Genomic DNA, 14,149 nt, shown 5'->3' on the forward strand with positions numbered 1-14,149 from the left:
CATTCGCCCCGATGACAACGTTGTCTGGATCCGGGTCACGCCGCGTACGACGCGCCACGATGAGCGACGTCGCGCGGCTGGCCGGCGTGAGCATCAAGACGGTCTCGCGCGTGGTCAACGACGAGCCGGGCGTGCACCCGGCCACCGCGGAACGCGTGCTGGCCGCCATCGAGCGGCTCGGTTTCCGGCGCAACCTGTCCGCGCGCAACCTGCGCCGCGGCTCCTCGACCGGCACCCTCGGCGTGATCCTGGAGGACGTCGGGAACCCCTTCTACTCGGTGCTCACCCGCGCCGTGGAAGAAGTCGCGCGCACTCAGGGGCGCCAGGTGCTGACGGGCTCCTCCGACGAGGACCCGGGCCGCGAACGCGAACTGGCACTGGAGTTCTGCGCGCGCCGGGTGGACGGGCTGATCGTGGTGCCCGCGGGCATGCAGCACGGCTACCTCGTCCCGGAGATGCAGGCCGGGATGCCGGTGGTGTTCGTGGACCGCCCGGCGGGCGACGTCGTCGCGGACACCGTGCTCGTCGACAATATCGGCGGTACCGCCGACGCGGTCAAACACCTTGCGGCGCAAGGACATCAGCGGATCGCGTTCTTCGGCGACGCCCCGGACATCTTCACCGCGAGCGAGCGGCTGCGCGGGTTCCGCGAGGGCTGCGCGCGCTCCGGGGTCCGCTACGGCGAAGACCTGGTGTTCATGGGGCCGCACACCGAGACCCGGGTCGCGGCGCTGCTCGACCGCGTGCTCGGCGGCCCCGATCCGGCGACCGCGGTGGTCAGCGGCAACAACCGGATCACCGTGCACATGCTGCGCGCGCTCTACCACCGCCCGGCGCGGCCCGCGCTGGTCGGCTTCGACGACTTCGAGCTGGCCGACCTGCTGAACCCGCCGATCTCGGTGGTGCAGCACGACGCGGCGATGCTCGGGCGGGCGGCGGCCGAACTGCTGTTCGCACGGCTCGAAGGTGACAGTTCGCCGCCACGCCGGGTTGTTCTGCCGACCCGCTTGGTGGCTAGAGGATCAGGGGAGGTAAGTCCGTGAAGCCTGCTCGCAGGGCTGAACCGTTGGCGCTGAAGCCTGTGACGCTCGCGGCCAACCAGCCGGACCGGTTCTACCGGGGCGGTGCCGCGATCGCCGAGCTGCGGGGCGCCGCGGACGCGGCCGAGTGGGGCCCGGAGGACTGGGTCGCCTCGATCACCACGCTCTTCGCGCAGTCCCGTGCCGGGCTCAGCACCCTGCCGGACGGAACACTGCTGCGCGACGCGGTCAGCGCCGACCCCGCCGCCTGGGTCGGGGCCGACCACGCGAAGGTGCTCGGGGACGACATCGCCCTGCTGGTGAAGCTGCTCGACGCGGGCCAGCGGCTGCCGGTGCACGTGCACCCGTCCAACTCCTTCGCCCGCAGCCACCTCGGCTGCCGCCACGGCAAGACCGAGGCGTGGGTGATCGTCGGGACCAGCGGCCCCAACCCCACCGTCTACGCGGGTTTCCGCGATGACGTGGACGCGGCGACGGTCGAGAACTGGGTGTCCACTCAGGACTCCGACGCGATGCTCGCCGCGCTGAACCCGATCCCGGTCAAGCCGGGCGACACCGTGTTCGTGCCCGCCGGGCTGCCGCACGCGATCGGCGAGGGCGTGTTCATCGTCGAGCTCCAGCAGCCGACCGACTTCTCGGTCCTGTTGGAGTGGACGGGTTTCGCCGAGCCCGGCGATCCGAGCGCGCACCTGGCGATCGGCTGGGAGACCGCGTTGACCTGCGTCGACCGCGACGGTTGGGGCACCCGGGTCGAGGACCTGGTGCTGCGCACCGCTGACCGGCGATCGCCGGTGGTGCCGCTGTTCACCGACCAGGCCGCGTCGTTCTTCCGGGCCGAGCGCATCCACGCCGACTCCGCAGTGGACCTCGACCCCGGTTTCTCCGTACTGGTCGCCTTGGAGGGCAACGGAACCCTGCGCACCGAGCACGGTGGCGCGGTACCGGTGAAGCGCGGCGACACGCTCGTCGTACCGCACTCGGCCGGTTCGTCCCAAGTGGACGGTGGGCTGGTCGTGGTGCGCTGCCGCCCGCCCGCCCCGGAGAACGTGGAGGCGAGCTAGGCATGCCACTGCTGGAAGCACACAACATCACCAAGAACTACGGTTCGGTCGAGGCGCTGCGCGGTGCGTCGTTCTCCGTCGACGCCGGTGAGGTCGTCGCGCTGATCGGTGACAACGGCGCGGGCAAGTCCACTCTGGTCAAGTGCCTCGTCGGGGCTGAGCAGCCGACCTCGGGCGAGATCGTGCTGGACGGCAAGCGGGTCAGCTTCGACTCGCCGACCACCGCGCGCCGGATGGGCATCGAGACGGTGTTCCAGGACCTCGCGGTCGCCCCGGACCTCGACCCGGCGGCGAACCTGTTCCTGGGCCGGGAGATCAAGCGCAAGGGCCTGCTCGGCGCGCTCGGCATGCTGGACAAGGCGGAGATGCGCAAGCAGGCCGCCGAGCGGTTCACCACCTTCGGTGTGACGCTGCAAAGCCTCGACGTGCCGATCGGATCGCTCTCCGGCGGCCAGCGGCAGAGCGTCGCGGTGGCCCGCGCGGTCGCGTGGGCGAGCAAGGTCGTCTTCATGGACGAGCCGACCGCGGCGCTGGGCGTCGTACAGCGCGAACGGGTGCTCGAAGTCATCAAACGCGTACGGGACAACGGGATCGCGGTCGTGCTGATCACGCACAACATGCCGGAGGTGCAGGCCGTCGCCGACCGCGTCGAGGTGCTGCGCCTTGGCAAGCGCGTCGCGCGGCTGACCGACGCGGACATGAGCCTGGAGAACCTGGTCGGCGCCATGACCGGTGCACTGAACCAGGAGGAGGCGGCATGAGTCAGTCCACTTTGGACTACGAGTCCACCGTCAACACCGAGCAGCAGAGCCTCGGCAAGCGCCTGTTCTCCGCGAACACGCTGTGGACCGGCCTGGTCCTGCTGGTGCTCTACGCGGTGTTCAGCATCATGCGCCCGGACGCGTTCCTCACCCTGTTCACCTTCCAGACGCTGCTGATCGAAGCGGCCGTGCTGCTGGTGCTCACCGTCGGCATGACGTTCGTGATCATCACCTCCGGGATCGACCTGTCGGTCGGTTCGGTGCTGGTCTTCGCCGGAGTCGTTGGCGCGCAGGTGATGGAGGGCATGAGCCCGGGCGGCGACGCCACCGGCGCGGGCGCGGGGGTGATCGCGGTCGGCCTGCTGGCCACCGTGGCCGCCGGGGCCGCGTGGGGCCTGCTCAACGGGCTGTTGATCGCCAAGGCCAAGATCCCGCCACTGATCGTCACCCTCGGCTCCTTCGGCGCGGCGCTCGGCGCGGCCCAGCTGCTCACCGGCGGCTCGGACGTGCGGACGGTGCCCGCGCAGCTGCGCGACTGGCTGGGTTTCGGCCAGACCGCGGGCGTGCCGCACATGGTGATCCTGGCGGCCGTGGTCGCGCTGCACGGCGCGTGGCTGCTGCGGACGACGAGGTTCGGCCGCAACAACTACGCGATCGGCTCCAACGCGGAGGCGGCGCGGCGCGTGGGTATCAACGTGACCGGGCACCTGGTCGCGACCTACGCCTACGTCGGCGCGCTCGCCGGGCTCGCCGGGTTCATGTCGCTGGCCTACTTCGGCACGACCACGATCTCCGGTCACTCCACCGACAACCTGAACGCGATCGCCGCCGTGGTGATCGGCGGGACCAGCCTCTTCGGCGGGGTCGGGACGGTGCTCGGCTCGGTGATCGGCGTGTTCATCCCGGCCGTGCTGACGAAGGGCTTCGTGGTGATCGGGGTGCAGCCGTACTGGCAGCCGATCGCGGTCAGCATCGTGCTCGTCGCCGCCGTCTGGCTGGACCAGGTGCGGCGGAGAGCGCGCAACAGCAGGTAGCAGCACAACGAAGTGCGAGAAGGTGGGACTCTCAATGCCGCTCAACAAGAACGTGGTCCGGATCGGCGCCGCCGTCGCCGCGACCCTGGTGCTCGCCGCCTGCGGCGGGGGCAAGATCGGTGAGTCCGGTGGCGGTGGGACCGCGCCGAACAACAAGAAGCTGACGCTCATCACGGGCGTGAAGGCGGAGCCGTTCTACATCTCGATGCGCTGCGGCGCCGAGGCGGAGGCGAAGAAGTCCGGTTACGAGCTCAGCACGCAGGAGCCGGACAAGTTCGAGGCCAGCCTCCAGTCGCCGATCGTCACCGGTGTGCTGTCCACCAAGCCCGCGGGCGTGCTCATCGCGCCGACGGACAACAAGGCCCTGGCCGCGCCGATGAAGCAGCTCACCGGCGCGGGCATCAGGGTCGTCGAGGTGGACACCGCGCTGGAGGACAGGTCCGTCGCGCAGTCCTCGATCTCCTCCAACAACGAGCAGGGTGGCCAGCTGGCCGCGCAGACCCTGGCCAAGCTCGTCGGCACCGGGACGGGTTCGGTCCTGGTGCTCAACACCAAGGCGGGCACCTCCACCACCGACGCCAGGGCGAAGGGCTTCGAGGCGGAGATCGCGAAGTACCCGAACCTGAAGTACCTGGGCCAGCAGTACACCGACAACGAGCCCGCCATCGCCGCGCAGCGCGTCTCGGCGGCGCTGTCGGCGAACCCGGACCTGGTCGGCGTGTTCGCCACCAACCTCAACTCCGGTGAGGGCGCGGCGACCTCGCTGCGCAACGCGAACAAGCAGGGCGCGGTCAAGCTGGTCGGCTTCGACGCCAGCCCCAAGCAGGTCGACGACCTGCGAAACGGCGGCGTCCAGGCGCTCATCGCGCAGGACCCGGCGACGATCGGCACCAAGGGCGTCCAGCAGGCCATCGCGGCGATCGAGGGCAAGCCGGTCACCCGCGACATCGCCACCGACCTGGTCGCGCTGACCAAGGAGGACATGCAGTCGAAGTCCCAGTACTTCTACAAGCAGTCCTGCTGACCCAGGTTCGGGCGTCTTCAAGTACCACCAACCCCGCCCCGGACGGTCGCAAACCACAGCAAACCCCTGTGGTCGCGACCGCCCGGGGCGAGACCTTTCCCGGTCAGGGGAGCAGCGTGAACGCCGGAGCGTGCCGCGGCCGGACGACGTTGAAATGTCGGCGGTCCAGGGTCGCGATCGTGGTGGCGTCGAACCGCTCGGCCACCGCGATCACTGACGCGTCGGCTGTTCCGAGCGGGAGGTTCGAGTACTTCTCAACCAGGTCCGCCACGCGGTTCAGATCGTCCGACGTCAGCGAAACCAAGGTGTACAGCCCATCTGCGACGTCTCGCAGGAACCCCACTTCAGCCCGGACTCCTTCATCGCGACGAGTACCACGCGTGGACAGCATGCATACAGCTCCCCAAACCTCCAACCCTCAACCTCTTCAGCGCGGACTGAGAGACCCAATGCGGCTTTGGTTACGTCTGACGAAACGAATGCCACATTGGGTACGCACCCCGCTGGGAGGGGAGCGGGGAGGATGGGGACGTCGCCGGGGGTTACGTGGTGGCAGGAGTCGACTCGCTAACGAGTGATGCTCTTTCCACCGAAAAGGCGATCACGAGCACCGAACGGCTTACTACGCTCGCCTGCGTGCACCGACTGCTGGCGGCGGCTGATGACGCAACGGGTGACTTAGTCGCCATTCTGGGTACGGCGACGGCCGCCGTGGCCGTGGCGATCATCGGTTACGCGGTGTGGCGGGTGCGCCGCTCCGCGCTCGACGGCGGGGAGCGCTCGCTGCTCGACGGCATGCGGATGACCGCGCAGGCGCAGGACCTCAAGCAGAAGGCCAAGCGCAAGCAGCGGGAGCTGGCCGAGGACCCGCACGTCGACCAGGGCTGGCTCGGCCTGCTCGCGGACAAGGCCGAGGTCACCGCGAAGCAGGTCGACGAACACCTCCAGCGCCAGCACGCCGCCCTGACCAGGGCCCGCACCAGCTTCTGGGCCTCGACCCTGGCGGGCGCGGTCGGGCTGGTGCTCGTCTTCCTCGGCCTGTTCCTGGCCATCGACGACGTCCCCAACCAGGGGCTGGTCACCGCGCTGGCCGGCGCGGTCCCCTCGGTCTTCGCCGGGTTGCTGTACGTGATCTCGGCGCTGGCCGCGCGAGAGGCGGCCGACCAGTTCGAGAAGCTGTGCGTGAACGTCCGCCGCACCGAGCTGATCCGCGAGACCCTGCGGCTGAGCACGCAGCTCGCCGACCCGTGGCGGCGCGAGCGGGTGCACGCGGTGGTCGCCTTGCAGACCGTGTTCCCCGACGCCTCGCCCGCCGAGGTGATCCGCCTCCTCGGCGAGCACCACGACGAGGCGCCCACTCCCCCGCCGCCGCGGCCCGAGCCGGAAGCCGAGACCTCGCTGGAGCTCTCCGACCGCGGATAGTCCACAGTGGACGGCCATTGAGGTGGCCAAACGTCTGCCCTTTGGGACGTATTCTTTCACCGCCGCCGTCCATACGCTCACCTGCGATCACTCGGTCCCAGGGGAGTTCCAAGCATGCGAAGAACGCGGTTTTTGCAAGGCGCCGTGGCGTTGAGCCTGTCGGCGAGCCTGTTGGCCACCTCCGTGCAGCCAGTGCACGCGGCGGCCCCCGTAGCCATCGACCAGACGCGATTGTCCGACGCGCTGTTCGGCGCCGCCGTGCGCGTCAAGGACCCGGGCGTCGACTACGACAAACGCGTCGTGCTCAGCGCCGAGCTCCTGGACTGGCGGGCGAAGAACCCGAACGCCTCGGCCGACGCGGTCGCCGCGCACGTGACCGGAGTGGAGAAGGTGGTCACCGCCGGGTTCTCCGCAGCCGACGCGCGACGCTCCACCGGCGAGGTGCTCGGCAAGCTCATCCAGCTCGTCTACGGCGCCCCGGGCGTCGAGGCGGGCGGCACCGAGATGGGCAAGCTGCTGGCCTCGATCGCGGTGCGCGACATGGCGCCGGACGTGGTGCCGCTGGACGTCACCCGACGGCTCTCCGGCGCCCAGCAGCTGTTCTCGGTGGACGTCTCCTACGGCCACGCGCAGACCGGGCTGTGGACCGCGGTGCGCAACCGGGCCGCGATCGACGCGACGATCGCCGCCGCGTGGAAGGGCGAGTTCGGCAAGCCCACCACCGAGCAGCCGAACGGGCTCGACCCCAAGTGGGGCTTCGACGACCTGAAGAAGATCGCCAAGCTCAAGGACCTTGTCGACGTCGACAAGCTGGTCGCGGCGAGCAAGCTCGGCACCAAGGAGCTGATGGCCGAGATCGGCACGCAGTTCACCGCGCTGCGCTTCAAGCTCAACGAGGCCAACGGCAAACCCACCGAGCTGGGCAAGACGCTGGAGGAGCTGCTGCGCAAGGCCGGGGTGCCGGACCGGCCCAACAGCGGGGCCAGCGAGGCGGAGATCGCCAAGGCCTTCGAGCTGGAGAAGAAGCGCCGCGAGGTGATCGACCAGGTCAAGGGCGCGCTCGACGTGGTGGTGAGCCTGGTCGGCATGGTGGACAAGAACGTCGCCAAGTACCTGACGACGTTCGTCGCCGCCGCCTACCAGGTGGCCACCGCGGTCAGCACGCTGATCACCGCCGCGTCCACGCTGGCCACCAGCACCGCCATCGGCAGCACCCTGGGCGCGTACGGCGCCATCGCCGGGGCCGCGGTCGGGATCATCATGGCGGCGGTGCAGCTCTTCGGCGGGCTGCTCGGCGGCGGTCCCTCGGTGGAGGAGCAGCTGGCCAAGGCCGTGATCGACGAGATCCGCGCGGGCTTCAAGCAGACCAACGACAACCTGAAGATCGTCGCGGAGCGGATGGACTCGCGGTTCGACCGCATCGACGCCGCGCTCAACACGATCTACAAGGACATGATGAAGGGCTTCGGCGTCGTGGTGGAGCTGCTCCAGCACGCCAACGCGAAGCTGGACACCATCCACGACCAGCTGCTGGTGCTCGCCTCCCGCGCGCAGCAGTTCAACCAGCAGCTCAACCAGCGGCTCTCGGAGATCGCGGGCGAGCCGTTCCTGTCCACCGCCTACACCTTCGTGGACTACGCGGCGAAGAAGCACACGCCGATCCCGTCGTACAACACCGGCGACGGCAGCTACATCACCGCCGTGGACCGCTTCGGTTTCACCGGCTCGACCACCGCGCGCGGCCCGAACTTCGCGTACGGCGGAGCGGGCGGTGACGCGCCGGACGTCGCGCTGGGCGCCAACGGCTCGGCCGGGGCGATCAGCTACCTGGCCAAGCGCGCCGCCTACTACGACATGCCCATCTCCACGCCGGAGCGGCCGGTGGCCAACGCCGACCTGTGGGCCGAGGCAGCCAGGGCCTACACGCTGGTGGCGTTGCAGAACCCGGCGTTCGCCAAGCAGGAGATCGGCGCGGGACAGGTCAGCGCCAACGCCTCGGTGCTGATCGACGAGGGCAAGCGCATCCTCGCCGAGGCGCAGAAGTTCAGCGCTCCCAACGCTTCGGGCCCGGCGACCAACCCGCTGTTCGGCAAGCTGCTCAGCGAGAACACCCGGCTGACCGCGGAGCTGGTCAACAGCTTCAAGGACCTGGAGCGGGACCCGTGGGTGATGGACCCGAACCGCCCGTTCAACCTGTTCGGCCCCAACGGCTTCGACGTGGACGTCAACCGGATGGCGGTCGATCCCGCCAATCCCCATTCGAAGCTGCACGGCGTGCCCGACCAGATCGGCCGGTGCGGTGACGGCTGGTACCAGCTGCCGCTGCCCGGATTCCTCAACGGGCGGAACCTGCCGAGGTCGGTGCTCTTCGGGATGTACGTGGAGCCGGGCCGCTTCAAGTCCGCCGGTGCGTGCTGGCTGAACCCGACGCTGTCCGCGCCGCAGACCTCCAGCCACAAGTCGGGTACCCGCAAGGTGTGCGAGCAGCCGCCGGGTGGCGGCAGGCCGATCTGCGAGATCATCGACGTCTACACCAACAACCGCTTCGCGACGGTGGAGGCGGAGTTCGAGGAGTTCGCCGAGATCCCCGGCCGGGGCAGGGTTCTCGCCCGCAGGTCCAAGGGGGCGGGCCACATCGCGCTGTGCACCTGGAAGTCCGACAACGGCCCGAGCCACGCCGTCCCGGGGAGCTGCGCGCAGCTCAACCCCAGTCCGGAGGCCAACATGGCCGGACGGGTCTTCGGCCAGAAGGCCGTGCTGATGACGTTCCCGACCCTCGGGAACATCGAGGCGGGCTCGGTGGCCCTGGAGCGGCGGGGCCGCTACGCGGAGCTGGTGGCGGGCAAGCTGGAGCGCAAGGAGCTGCCGAAGGCCCAGCCGCTTGAGGACAACCTGCGGCTGCTGCGCGCCTACACCGACCTGGGCCTGCCGAGGGCCAAGTTCGGCGACGACACGCTGCACTCCTTGGTCTACGGGGAGAACTCGCTGCCCGCCGAGCCGTCGGTGATCGCCGCGGCCTACCTCCAGGCGTCGCGGGAGATGAAGCCGGGCGAGCCGTGGAACAGCCGTTCCGCGCAGGCCCTGCGACTGGTCGAGTCGGACACCGGCATCTGCGCGCCCGGTCCCGGCGTGCAGACGGAGGACCTGATCGCCAACTGCGTCGTGCAGACGGCGGCGCAACGGAAGGACCGCCTCGCCGGGCGGCTGGAGCTGCACTTCCAGCAGATCAGGAAGAACGAGGTGAAGCAGACGCTGCCGATGGTCGAGGAAGCGCTGCGCAACCTCGAACTGACCGGCGTTCACCTGCGCGCACGCGGGTGATCCAGTCGGCCGCGCCGGTGCTCCCGCTCCCGGCGCGGCCGACCCCGGTCACTGGCGCTGTCACTGACGGAACTGCACGCTCAGGACCGGGTTGTTCTCGAAGCGCTTCCAGTGGAGGTTGTCCGCCTCGTCCGCCGCGCGCAGGCCGACCGTGACCGCGGGCAGCCCCTGCACAGCGGCCTCCTTGATCAGCGGGGTCACGTCGAAGGTGACCGGGCCCGCGGGACACGTGGCGTTGTAGCCCTTCGCAACCGACAACGTCGAGAGCTTGGCCAGCCACTCCGGCTGCTTCTCCCAGGTCGTGGCCTTGTCGACCGGCCCGGTGCGCCACAGCTCGACCGGCTTGGGAGCGCACGACCACGACCAGTTCTCCATGCCGGTGACCGAGGCGGAGTCGATCTCCCGCCCGGCGAGGCCCCTGGTGTCGAAGACGAAGAACGACCGCAACCGGTGTTCGCCCGCGTCGTAGGTGCCCACCTTCGCCGGGCCCGCCGAGTTCCAGTACGACACCTTCGCGAAGCCCGAGTCGACCATCGTCCAGTTCGGCTTCTCGCCGGTGAAGGACAGCTCGACCGCGACGGGCCCCTCCGGAAGGGGCACCTCCACGGCTCCCGGTGTCACGACGTAGCGACCCGGCCGTTGCGCGGCATCGCCGCCCCGGGGCACCCCCACCATCGGCGCACCGGCCGCGAACAGCGCTTGCCCCGCGCCGTCCACGAACTCCAGTCCGCCGTCCCGATCACGGACCGCTACGCCCGCGGTGTCCAGCGCGAAGCGCAGTGGACCCGCCGACGCCGCCTCGACCGTCATTCGCACTCCACTGGCGTGGACGCGAGCGATCACGTCCACGCCCGGTGCGGCCTGCCGGTAGCGGGCCGTGTTCCCGTCCAGCTCCGGCTTCGGCAACGAGCTGGGCCAGCGCACCGCGACGCCGCGATCGGCGTCGCCCAGCCGCAGCAACGGCTGGGCTCCGCCGCCGGAGAGCCGGATCTCGGTCACCGTCGCGCCGGGCGCTGCACCGTCCTTGGCCAGGCGCAGCGTCGTGTCGACCGGGACCCAGCCCGCCGGGGTGCGCACGCGCTCCGGGTGCACGGATCGGGTGGTGGTGAGGGTGCCGCCGGGTTCGGCGACGGTGCGGGTACGGGAGTCCGCGGCCTCGGCCAGCTCGACCGGCTGCCCCGATCGCCGTGCCTCCATCAGCGCCGTCCGCTCCGCGGCGCTGGTGTCGGCGGCCGCGGCGGGTGTGCACGCACACACCAGCACAGCGGTCGCGATCGCCAGGAAACCCTTGCCCCGCAACACAGTCATCCGGTGATTCCGTCCAGGTCGGAAATATGACCACCACAGAACCTAACGACGGACGCGCGTCAAGGGTTAGTACCCGATATGGCGTAACCGGCCTTGGGCAAATGCCAAGCTCGCCACTGCGAATCGCTTTCGGGACTCCACGCACGAGGTCCCCGCTCCGGTGCGGCGGAACCGCGCGCATCCGCAGGTTCGGCGGTCTTCAAGTACCCCGAACCCCTTCCCGCGCGACCGTCAACCCCGGCGAACCCGAGGGTTGGGTGCGGTTAGCGACCTTGAGCGGCGGGGTTTGTAGGACTTGAAGACTGCGTAACCTCACGCGTTGTCGAGCGACGCCACCAGCTCGTCGGCGGCCGTGAAGGGGTCGATCTCCGCGGCCACGACGCGTTTCGCCAGCTGCGCCAAGGCTGTTCCGCCCCGCACGTCGCCGAAGCGCGAGCGCAGCGCCGCCGTGGCGATCGACTCGATCTCGCTCTCCGCGCGCTTGCGACGCCGCTGCTCCAGCACTCCGTGCCCGGCCATCCACTCGTGGTGCGCGTCGATCGCGGCGGCCACCTCGCCGATGCCCTCGGCGCGCGCGGCGACCGTCTTGAGGATCGGCTGGCGCCACATCGCGCCCTGGATCTCCCTGCGCCCCAACGAGATCATGTGCCTCAGCTCGCGAACGGCGCGATCGGCGCCGTCGCGGTCGGCCTTGTTCACCACGAACACGTCGCCGATCTCCAGGATGCCCGCCTTGGCCGCCTGGACGCCGTCACCCATGCCCGGCGCGAGCAGCACGACCGTGGTGTCCGCCAACGCGACCACGTCGATCTCGGACTGCCCGACGCCGACGGTCTCGATCAGCACGACATCGCAGCCCGCCGCGTCGAGCACCCGCAGCGCCTGCGGCGTCGCCCAGGACAGCCCGCCGAGGTGGCCGCGCGTGGCCATGGACCGGATGAACACGTCGGGGTCCAGCGCGTGGTCCTGCATGCGGACGCGGTCGCCCAGCAGCGCTCCGCCGGAGAACGGGGAGGACGGGTCGATGGCGAGGACGCCGACCCGCTGGCCGCGCTTGCGCAGCTCACCGACGAGCGCGGACGTCGTGGTCGACTTGCCCACGCCCGGTGAGCCGGTGAGGCCGATGACCCGCGCCCGCCCGGTGTACGGCGTGAGCGCTGTGGCGACCTCCCGCAGCTGGGGACTGTTGTCCTCCACCAGGGAGATCAGCCGCGCGACCGCCCGCGCCTGGCCGTCGCGCGCACGCGAGACCAGGTCGCGGATGTCTGCGGAACGCGCCACTGTGTCAGATCACTGGGCCTTCGGAACGCGGACGATCAGCGCGTCGCCCTGACCGCCACCGCCACACAGCGCGGCGGCGCCGACGCCACCACCACGGCGCTTCAGCTCCAGGGCCAGGTGCAGCAGGATGCGCGCGCCGGACATGCCGATCGGGTGGCCGAGCGCGATCGCGCCGCCGTTGACGTTGACCTTGTCCTCGGCCAGGCCCAGCTCGCGGGCGGAGACCACGCCGACCGCGGCGAACGCCTCGTTGATCTCGACCAGGTCCAGGTCGGCCGGGTCGATGCCCTCCTTGGCGCAGGCCGCCTTGATCGCGTTGGACGGCTGCTCGTGCAGGCTCGCGTCCGGCCCGGCGACCACGCCGTGCGCGCCGATCTCGGCGATCCAGCTCAGGCCCAGCTCCTCGGCCTTGGCCTTGCTCATCACCACGACCGCGGCGGCGCCGTCGGAGATCTGCGAGGCCGAGCCCGCGGTGATCGTGCCGTCCGCGGCGAAGGCGGGGCGCAGCTTGGCCAGCGTCTCCGCGGTGGTGTCCCCGCGCACGCCCTCGTCGGAGCTGACCAGGATGGGATCGCCCTTGCGCTGCGGCACCGACACCGGGGCGATCTCCTCGGCGAAGATCCCCTTCTCGGCAGCGGCGGCGGCGCGCTGGTGCGAACGCGCGGCGAACTCATCCTGCTCGGCGCGGGTCAGGTGGTAGCGGCCGTTGTGCTTCTCCGTGGAGGCGCCCATCGCGACCTGGTCGAAGGCGCAGAACAGGCCGTCAAGCGACATGTGGTCGGCCATGGTCACGTCGCCGAACTTGTAGCCGGAGCGCGACTTCGGCAGCAGGTGCGGCGCCTGGGTCATCGACTCCTGGCCGCCCGCGACGACGACGTCGAACTCCCCGGCGCGGATCAGCTGGTCCGCGAGCGCGATCGCGTCGATGCCGGAGAGGCAGACCTTGTTGATGGTCAGCGCGGGCACGGTCATCGGGATGCCACCGGCGACCGCGGCCTGGCGGGCGGGGATCTGGCCCGCGCCCGCGGTCAGCACCTGGCCCATGATCACGTACTGCACCTGCTCCGGCGCGACGCCCGCGCGCTCCAGCGCGGCCTTGATGGCGACGCCGCCGAGCTGCGCCCCCGAGAAGTCCTTCAGCGACCCCAGGAGCCGGCCCATCGGGGTGCGGGCGCCCGCGACGATCACGGATCCAGACACGTAGAACCTCCAGCGACGGTGCGGGACTTCCTCGGTGCGAGACGTCTTTGAGCGGACCATACCGCCGGTACTCGATGCAGAAGTTTGTGAGGCGAGGCACAGGCGTGGCCACCCGATGGGCCCTACCCTCCCAGCATGCATTCGGAGCTGCAGTCCTTCGTCACGGCCATCGACCACGTCGGCGTCGCCGTTCCGGACCTCGACACCGCCGTCGCCTTCTACCGCGACACCTTCGGCCTTGAGCTGGCGCACGAGGAGACCAACGAGGAGCAGGGTGTGCGCGAGGCGATGATGCGCGCGCCCGGCGACACCGGCGTCGGCACCGCCGTGCAGCTGCTCGCCCCGTTGAACGCCGAGTCCACGATCGCGAAGTTCCTGGACAAGCGCGGACCGGGCCTCCAGCAGTTGGCGTACCGGGTCAACGACATCGACGCGGCGTGCGCGGCGCTGAAGGCCAACGGCGTGCGCCTGGTCTACGACGCCCCCAAGCGCGGCACCTCCGACAGCCGGGTCAACTTCGTCCACCCCAAGGACGGCGGCGGCGTGCTCATCGAACTGGTCCAGCCCGCCGAGGGCCACTGACCCACCCGTCTTGAGCCATCCCGCTGCTCCGCCCCGCGTCAACCCCGGCCGTCAACCAATCGGCCCGACCCTCATCGAATTCGCTGCGGCGGTTCCCCGGTCTTCAAGTACCCCC

General features: G+C 70.2%; 12 protein-coding genes. 8 read left to right on the forward strand and 4 right to left on the reverse strand.

Annotated features, from left to right (window positions below; all coding sequences use genetic code 11):
* The first annotated feature begins 59 nt into the window (after positions 1 to 59).
* Genes NLX83_RS02780 through NLX83_RS02800 form a run of 5 tightly spaced genes read left to right on the forward strand, consistent with a single transcriptional unit; the run spans position 60 to position 4,920 of the window.
* Complete coding sequence (locus NLX83_RS02780) at positions 60 to 1,043, forward strand: LacI family DNA-binding transcriptional regulator (protein WP_254233284.1); 984 nt, start codon at positions 60 to 62, stop codon at positions 1,041 to 1,043.
* On the forward strand, positions 1,040 to 2,101 hold the full coding sequence (locus NLX83_RS02785) for a class I mannose-6-phosphate isomerase (RefSeq protein WP_254233285.1): 1,062 nt from the start codon (positions 1,040 to 1,042) through the stop codon (positions 2,099 to 2,101). The genes NLX83_RS02780 and NLX83_RS02785 overlap by 4 nt, the downstream gene beginning before the upstream one ends.
* Positions 2,102 to 2,103: 2 nt before the next feature.
* Positions 2,104 to 2,862, forward strand: a complete 759-nt coding sequence (locus NLX83_RS02790; protein WP_254233286.1) for an ATP-binding cassette domain-containing protein — start codon at positions 2,104 to 2,106, stop codon at positions 2,860 to 2,862.
* The gene (locus NLX83_RS02795) at positions 2,859 to 3,896 is read left to right on the forward strand and encodes an ABC transporter permease (RefSeq protein ID WP_254233287.1); all 1,038 of its coding nucleotides are present in this window, start codon (positions 2,859 to 2,861) and stop codon (positions 3,894 to 3,896) included. The genes NLX83_RS02790 and NLX83_RS02795 overlap by 4 nt, the downstream gene beginning before the upstream one ends.
* 34 nt (positions 3,897 to 3,930) lie before the next feature.
* Positions 3,931 to 4,920, forward strand: a complete 990-nt coding sequence (locus tag NLX83_RS02800) for an ABC transporter substrate-binding protein (protein ID WP_254233288.1) — start codon at positions 3,931 to 3,933, stop codon at positions 4,918 to 4,920.
* A gap of 103 nt (positions 4,921 to 5,023) precedes the next feature.
* Here NLX83_RS02800 and NLX83_RS02805 read toward each other — a convergent pair whose 3' ends face one another.
* Positions 5,024 to 5,311 carry a PIN domain-containing protein gene (locus NLX83_RS02805; RefSeq protein WP_254233289.1) on the reverse strand — a complete coding sequence of 96 codons (288 nt, stop codon included), beginning with the start codon at positions 5,309 to 5,311 and terminating at the stop codon, positions 5,024 to 5,026.
* Positions 5,312 to 5,556: 245 nt separating this feature from the next.
* On the opposite strand from NLX83_RS02805, the gene NLX83_RS02810 reads away from it, so the two are divergent.
* Together NLX83_RS02810 and NLX83_RS02815 are read left to right on the forward strand one after the other, a co-directional pair.
* Positions 5,557 to 6,342 carry a TRADD-N-associated membrane domain-containing protein gene (locus tag NLX83_RS02810; protein WP_254233290.1) on the forward strand — a complete coding sequence of 262 codons (786 nt, stop codon included), beginning with the start codon at positions 5,557 to 5,559 and terminating at the stop codon, positions 6,340 to 6,342.
* Between the two features lie 114 nt (positions 6,343 to 6,456).
* Positions 6,457 to 9,663, forward strand: a complete 3,207-nt coding sequence (locus tag NLX83_RS02815; RefSeq protein ID WP_254233291.1) for a hypothetical protein — start codon at positions 6,457 to 6,459, stop codon at positions 9,661 to 9,663.
* 60 nt (positions 9,664 to 9,723) lie between these two features.
* Here the strand turns inward: NLX83_RS02815 and NLX83_RS02820 are convergent, their stop codons facing one another.
* The 3 genes from NLX83_RS02820 to NLX83_RS02830 all read right to left on the reverse strand — a co-directional run bounded on the left by NLX83_RS02820 (position 9,724) and on the right by NLX83_RS02830 (position 13,452).
* Complete coding sequence (locus NLX83_RS02820; RefSeq protein ID WP_254233292.1) at positions 9,724 to 10,971, reverse strand: DNRLRE domain-containing protein; 1,248 nt, start codon at positions 10,969 to 10,971, stop codon at positions 9,724 to 9,726.
* Between the two features lie 312 nt (positions 10,972 to 11,283).
* Complete coding sequence (gene meaB, locus NLX83_RS02825; RefSeq protein ID WP_254233293.1) at positions 11,284 to 12,252, reverse strand: methylmalonyl Co-A mutase-associated GTPase MeaB; 969 nt, start codon at positions 12,250 to 12,252, stop codon at positions 11,284 to 11,286.
* Positions 12,253 to 12,261: 9 nt separating this feature from the next.
* A complete protein-coding gene (locus NLX83_RS02830) occupies positions 12,262 to 13,452 on the reverse strand; it encodes an acetyl-CoA C-acetyltransferase (RefSeq protein ID WP_254233294.1) in 1,191 nt (396 codons plus the stop codon).
* Between the two features lie 135 nt (positions 13,453 to 13,587).
* On the opposite strand from NLX83_RS02830, the gene mce reads away from it, so the two are divergent.
* On the forward strand, positions 13,588 to 14,034 hold the full coding sequence (gene mce / locus NLX83_RS02835) for a methylmalonyl-CoA epimerase (protein ID WP_254233295.1): 447 nt from the start codon (positions 13,588 to 13,590) through the stop codon (positions 14,032 to 14,034).
* Positions 14,035 to 14,149 lie beyond the last annotated feature (115 nt).

Source organism: Allokutzneria sp. A3M-2-11 16, assembly GCF_024213555.1.
Classification (GTDB): domain Bacteria; phylum Actinomycetota; class Actinomycetes; order Mycobacteriales; family Pseudonocardiaceae; genus Allokutzneria.